The 6,386-nt window shown below is 66.5% G+C and carries 2 protein-coding genes; both read right to left on the bottom strand.

Features of this window, described 5'->3' with window-relative positions:
- Window positions 1–3,021 (bottom strand): Ig-like domain-containing protein (locus tag A7V84_RS21330; RefSeq protein ID WP_204246496.1); only part of this gene is annotated, 3,021 nt, incomplete at its 3' end.
- 485 nt (window positions 3,022–3,506) lie between these two features.
- Window positions 3,507–6,380: an aminomethyl-transferring glycine dehydrogenase gene (gene gcvP, locus A7V84_RS09465; protein WP_025513110.1), complete on the bottom strand. Its 2,874-nt coding sequence runs from the start codon at window positions 6,378–6,380 to the stop codon at window positions 3,507–3,509.
- Between the last annotated feature and the right edge of the window lie 6 nt (window positions 6,381–6,386).

Genomic DNA, 6,386 nt, shown 5'->3' with positions numbered 1-6,386 from the left:
GGTGGTGTCGGTCGACACCTTCGTGTCGGCCGGCGCTGCAGGCGCGGTCTTGTCCACCGTATCGACGTACTCATGCCGGACCTCAGGGCTCTTGTTGCCCGAGGCATCCGTGGCCTGAACCTTGATCACCCCCGCAGGTAGATCACGCTCCGAGATCACCGTATAGCCGCCCGCCGCATCGGCGCTGACGGTCTGGCTCGTGCCATCCGGGAAACTCACCCTCACCTCGGCTCCGGGCTCGGCCGTGCCGCTCACCGTCACCCGACCCGAGGCGGAGTCGGTCGTCACCTCGGAGGCCACCGGCGCGACCGGCGGGGTCTTGTCCACCGTGTCGGTGTACTCACGCCGGACCTCGGGGCTCTTGTTGCCCGAGGCATCCGTGGCCTGCACCTTGATCGCACCTGAGGGTACATCGCGCGCCGACGTAACCGTGTAGCCACCTTCCGCATCAGCCTTGACGGTCTGGCTCGTGCCATCCGGGAAACTCACTCTCACCTCGGCCCCGGGCTCGGCCGTGCCGCTCACCGTCACCCGACCCGAGGCGGAGTCGGTCGTCACCGCGGCAGCCACCGGTGCGGCCGGCGCGGTCTTGTCTACCGTATCGACGTAATCATGCCGGACCTCAGGGCTCTTGTTACCCGAGGCATCCGTGACCTGCGTATTGATCGCGCCGGAAGGCATATCGGCATCCGAAGTCACCGTGTAGCGCCCGTCCGCGCCGGCCTGCACCCGCTTGCTCGAACCATCCGGAAAGGTCACCGTCACATGGGCCGCCGGCTCCGTGCTGCCCGTCACGGTCACACGCCCCGAGGTGGTGTCGGTCGATACCTTCGTGTCGGCCGGCGCTTCGGGCGCGGTCTTGTCCACCGTGTCGACGTACTCAAGGCGCGCCTCGGGACCCGAGTTGCCCGCGGCATCCGTGACCCGCGTACTGATCGTGCCCGAAGGCATATCGGCATCCGAAGTCACCGTGTAGCGCCCGTGCGCGTCAGCCTGCACCCGCTTGTTCGAGCCATCCGGAAAGGTCACCGTCACATGGGCCGCCGGCTCGGCGCTGCCCGTCACGGTCACACGCCCCGAGGTGGTGTCGGTCGACACCTTCGTGTCGGCCGGCGCTGCAGGCGCGGTCTTGTCCACCGTGTCGACGTACTCATGCTGCACCTCGGGGCTCCTGTTGCCCGCGGTGTCCGTGGCCTGCACCGTGATCATCCCCGCAGGGACATCACGCTCCGAGGTCACCGTAAAGCTTCCCGTCGCGCCGACCCTGACGGTCCGGGACGAGCCGTCCGGAAAGCCCACCGTCACCTCGGTCCCCGGCTCCGCCGTCCCCGTCAACGTCACCCGGCCGGTATCGGGATGGGTCACGATCTCGTTCGTGGTCGGCGCGATGACCTCCGGCGGCTGATAGGACAAGGCCGCGCGCGCCTCCTTGAGCGTGCGCGGATCGACCGCCTGCACGGTCACCTGCCCTTGTGCCACTTGCCGTTTCGAGCGCGCCCGGAAGTGCCCCTTGCCATCGGCCGTCACGCCCACCGACTCGCCGTTGGGAAAAGACACCCGGACATCGGCCATGGGCTCGGTCACACCCTGCACTTCCAGTGCGCGGTCTGCCGGCTGAGGAAGCAGCGCCACCACCTCCACCTGCAAATCCCCCAGCGGCACATCGTCGAGATAGTGATAAGTCACCTCGCGGCTACTGTCTCCCTCGGCATTGCTGGCGCGCAGCACGATATTGCCCGATGGCTGATCCCTCCTGGACGTGTAGGCATAGCGCCCGCTGGCATCGGCCGTGGCGGAACCGGGCTCGCCATCCGGCATGCGTATCGTCACCGTCGCACGCGGCTGTGTCTGCCCGATCACGGTAAGCCGTCCATCGACCTGATGCGTCGAGACCTGCGTGATGGACAGCGGCAGGATGACATGCTTGCGCCGCGTATTGAGGACAATGCGATTCTCGCGCTCGACCAAGGCGGTGCGCGACGGACTGAAACCGGGAGCCGGCCTATCTCGCCGCCACTGCTTGGACAAGGGCTCCGACAGATTGATGGCCACTCCCAGCTGCACGCGGGTCTGGCGTGCGCCGCCCATCACCTTGTCCTGCTCCAGCCCCAGGCTCAGCAACGGCACGGGCCTGTATTGCACGCCGTACTTGAAACCGGTTGCCCGGTCTTGCGGGCGGCCATTGTCGAAATAGTCAACGCCGGCGCCATTCCAACGAAAATGGCTGGCCTTGAGTTCCAGCCCGGGCAAGAAGGCCGGCCTGAACTTCAGCCCCACATCCATGCCCGAGGCCGGACGCTCCTCGCGCCGCCCGTCGCGCTTGGCGCCTTTCCAGGCCGACAGAGGGAAATAGAGGTTGGCATGCAAAGAGAACTGCGGCGCGAGCGCCTCCCAGCCCAGCGAGCCCCGCCCGTGCTGCTTGCCGAACTCGTAATCGACAAAGGCATTGGCGCCCAGCAACAGGCCATCGAGGACCTCGCGCCGGTAGATCGCGCCCACATTGGCCGTGGGCCGCTCATTCTGGTTATGCGCGCCCAGTTGCAACAGACCCGAATGCGGTCCCTGGCGATATATCTCATCGATCGTCTGCAACTCCAGCGATGTGCGGCCGCGATCGAAGTCATACCGCAAGTCTCCCTGCAAATGACGCAGAAAGGGAAGGTCGCTGTCCCTGGCCGCCTGCACGCCTCCTTGCAGGAATTGGTTGAAATGCGCCTGTCCCTGGCGCCTGAGGTAATCGCCGTCCAAGCCCGGCCCCTTGTCCGCCTCGCGCCGCGCCAGCGCCTGGACCTCGCCGGCCACCTGCCTGAGCACAGAGGTACCGCCCGGTGTCTCGTCTACGCGTTGCCTGGCCAGAACGGGCGCGCCCTGACCCCATGCCGCCAAAGGCAGGCATGCCTGCGCGCCCACTGACAAGCACAGGAACGAGGACAGGACACGCCGGGCACGGCTGCGGCTGATGGCGTGCTCGCCGACGACAAGCCATGCATTACGTGCCTGAGGCCAGATGACATGGTCCATTCCTCGGTTCACGAAACCCCCTACGTTGTATGACATGAATCTGGGCACGGCGCCGCTCTTCATGGCCAGGCCGAACGCCGCCCTGGCCAAGGCGCGCGGCCTGGCCATCAGGAGGAGGAAGAGGGGGAAGATCAGCCGTGAAGGCGCGTATGCAGCGCCGGATATGACCGTCTAATCGCGGCGGACAACCTCAGCTGCCCACCAATTTGTACGAATTTATCGCTGCGAAAGTTTATCGCTACGCAGAAAAGACCCATGCCATCCAATACGCAACAGGAAGCAGGAAATCTCCTGTTCGAAAGCGCTATTCTCGACAACCGTATCGGTATGACGGCCGGCACCTCCAGTCCCAAGGCGGCACATGAATAGCAAAACCGCCGGCAAAGCCCGGCGGTCAAAAAAAAGCCTGGAGAATCGATCTCCAGGCTTTTCCTCAGGCATGGGTCATCCGCGGAGACCCCGAGGGCGCAATGGCTCAGCGGCGATCAGGCATAAGCCTCGATCGGCAGGCAGGCGCACACGAGGTTGCGGTCGCCATAGGCGTTGTCCACCCGCGCCACCGGCGGCCAATACTTGTTTTCGCGCAGCGACGCCACCGGATAGGCGGCCTGCTGGCGAGGATAGGCGTGGGTCCACTCGTCGGCCAGCAGCATCTGAGCCGTGTGCGGGGCATTCTTTAGCACGTTGTCCTCGCGGTCGCGCTCGCCACGTTCGATCTGGGCGATCTCGGCGCGGATGGCGATCATGGCGTCGATGAAACGCTCCAGCTCGGCCAGCCCTTCGGACTCGGTGGGCTCGACCATCAGCGTGCCGGCCACCGGGAAGCTCATGGTCGGGGCATGGAAGCCGTAGTCCATCAGACGCTTGGCGATGTCTTCGGCGCTGATGCCGGTGCTGTCCTTGAGCGGACGCACATCCAGAATGCACTCGTGCGCAACGCGGCCATTGCGTCCGGCATACAGCACGGGATAGTGATCGCGCAGGCGGGTAGCCACATAGTTGGCGCTGAGAATCGCCACCTCGGTGGCGCGGCGCAACCCTTCGGCGCCCATCAGGGTGATGTAGACGAAGGGAATGGCGAAGATGCCCGCCGACCCATAGGGTGCCGCCGACACGGGGCCGACCTTGGCCTGCGCATCCAGCCAGCCCTGTTCGCCCACCACGCCGGGCAGATAGGGAGCCAGGTGCGAACGCACCGCCACCGGGCCCACGCCCGGGCCGCCGCCGCCATGGGGAATGCAGAAAGTCTTGTGCAGGTTCAGGTGCGAGACGTCCGAGCCGAACTTGCCCGGCTTGGCCACGCCGACCATGGCGTTCATGTTGGCGCCGTCCAGGTAGACCTGGCCGCCGGCGGCGTGCACACGTTCGCAGATCTCCGTGACCGCCTCCTCGAACACCCCATGGGTGGAAGGGTAGGTGATCATCAGGGCGGCAAGGCGATCGCCGACCTGCTCGATCTTGGCGATCAGGTCGGGCAGGTCCACGTTGCCCTGGTCATCGGAAGCCACCACCACCACGTCCATGCCGGCCAGCTGGGCCGAGGCCGGGTTGGTGCCGTGCGCCGAGGACGGGATCAGGCAGACGTTGCGCTGATGTTCGCCGCGCGCCTGGTGATAGCCACGGATGGCCAGCAGACCCGCATACTCGCCTTGCGCGCCGGAGTTCGGTTGCAGGCTGATGTCGTCGTAGCCGGTGATCTCGCAAAGCGCTGCCGACAGACGTTCGATCAGCTCGCGGTAGCCGGACGTCTGCGCGGCCGGCGCGAACGGGTGGATCAGCGCAAACTCGGGCCAGGTGATGGGGATCATCTCGGCCGTGGCGTTCAGCTTCATGGTGCACGACCCCAGCGGAATCATGCTGCGGTCCAGCGCCAAGTCCTTGTCGGCCAGCTTGCGCAGATAGCGCAGCATGTCGGTCTCGGATTGCACGCTGGAGAAAATCGGGTGCGACAGGATGGGCGTGGTGCGCACCGTGCCCGCAGGCAGGGCCGCGCCCGGCTCGGCCCCCAGTGCCGCCGCGTCCAGCGTGACGGCAGGCTTGCCCAGGGCGGCGGCAAACACATTGATGAGCGCCGCCAGGTCTTCGGCCGTGACGGTTTCGTCCAGCGAGACGCCCAGTTGCGTGGCGTCGACGCGGCGCAGATTGATCTGTGCGCGCTCGGCGGCCGCGACGATGGCGCCGGTGGCGGCCCCGCCGTCGATCAGCAGCGTATCGAAGTAGCTGCTGTTCCTGACCGTCAGGCCGAGCGCCAGCAGTTGCTCGCGCAGCACGCCGGTGAAGGTGTGCACGCGCGTGGCGATGCGGCGGATCCCCTGCGGGCCGTGCCAGACGGCATACAGGCCGGCCATCACGGCCAGCAGCACCTGCGCGGTGCAGATATTGGAGGTGGCTTTCTCGCGGCGGATGTGCTGCTCGCGGGTCTGCAAGGCCAGACGCAGCGCCGGATTGCCCTGGGCATCCTTGGATACGCCGACCAGGCGGCCAGGCATATTGCGCTTGTAGGCATCGCGGCAAGCCATGAAGCCGGCATGCGGGCCGCCGAAGCCGAAGGGCACGCCAAAACGCTGGGCTGAACCCACCGCGATGTCCGCGCCCCACTCGCCCGGCGGCGTGAGCAGCGCCAGCGCCAGCAGATCGGTCGCGCAGGCCACTACGGCGCCCTGCGCATGAGCCGCCTCGGCCAGTTCGCGGTAATTCACCACGCCGCCCAGGCTGTGCGGGTATTGCACCAGCACGCCGAAGCACTCGGGCAGGCCCTCGGCCTCATCACCCACCACCACGTCGATGTCCAGGCCTTCGGCGCGCGTGCGCACGACCTCGATGGTCTGGGGATGGCAGTGCTGGGACACGAAGAACACCGGGCTCTTGGACTTGGCGCCGCGACGCGCCAGCGTCATGGCTTCGGCCGCCGCCGTGCCCTCGTCCAGCAGCGAGGCGTTGGAGATGTCCAGCCCAGTCAGGTCGGCCACCATGGTCTGGAAGTTCAGCAACGCCTCCAGACGGCCCTGGGAGATTTCGGGCTGGTAAGGCGTGTAGGCCGTATACCAGGCCGGGTTCTCGAGCACATTGCGCAGCACCACATTGGGGGTGTGCGTGCCGTAATAACCCTGGCCGATGTAGTTGCGGAACACCTGATTGCGCGCCGCCACCTGCTTGAGTTCTGCCAGCACGTCGGGCTCGCTGCGCGCGCCCGGCAAGGCCAGGGCGTTGCGGGTCAGAATGCTGGGCGGGACGACTTCCTCGATGAGGGCGTCCAGGCTGGGCGAGCCGATGGTCGCCAGCATCTTGGCCTGCTCGGCCGGCGAGGGCCCGATATGGCGGGGAATGAAATCGGAATGGGTCTCTAGGGCGCGCGACATGGTGTT

The sequence above is a fragment of the Bordetella trematum genome (genome assembly GCF_900078335.1).
In the GTDB taxonomy this organism is placed as follows: Bacteria; Pseudomonadota; Gammaproteobacteria; order Burkholderiales; family Burkholderiaceae_B; genus Bordetella; species Bordetella trematum.
This window is presented reverse-complemented; position numbering and strand designations above follow the sequence as displayed.

Bases quoted from the DNA above. Each gene is read 5' to 3' on its own strand.
- gcvP (WP_025513110.1), bottom strand. From the start codon at position 6,380: ATGTCGCGCGCCCTAGAGACCCATTCCGATTTCATTCCCCGCCATATC.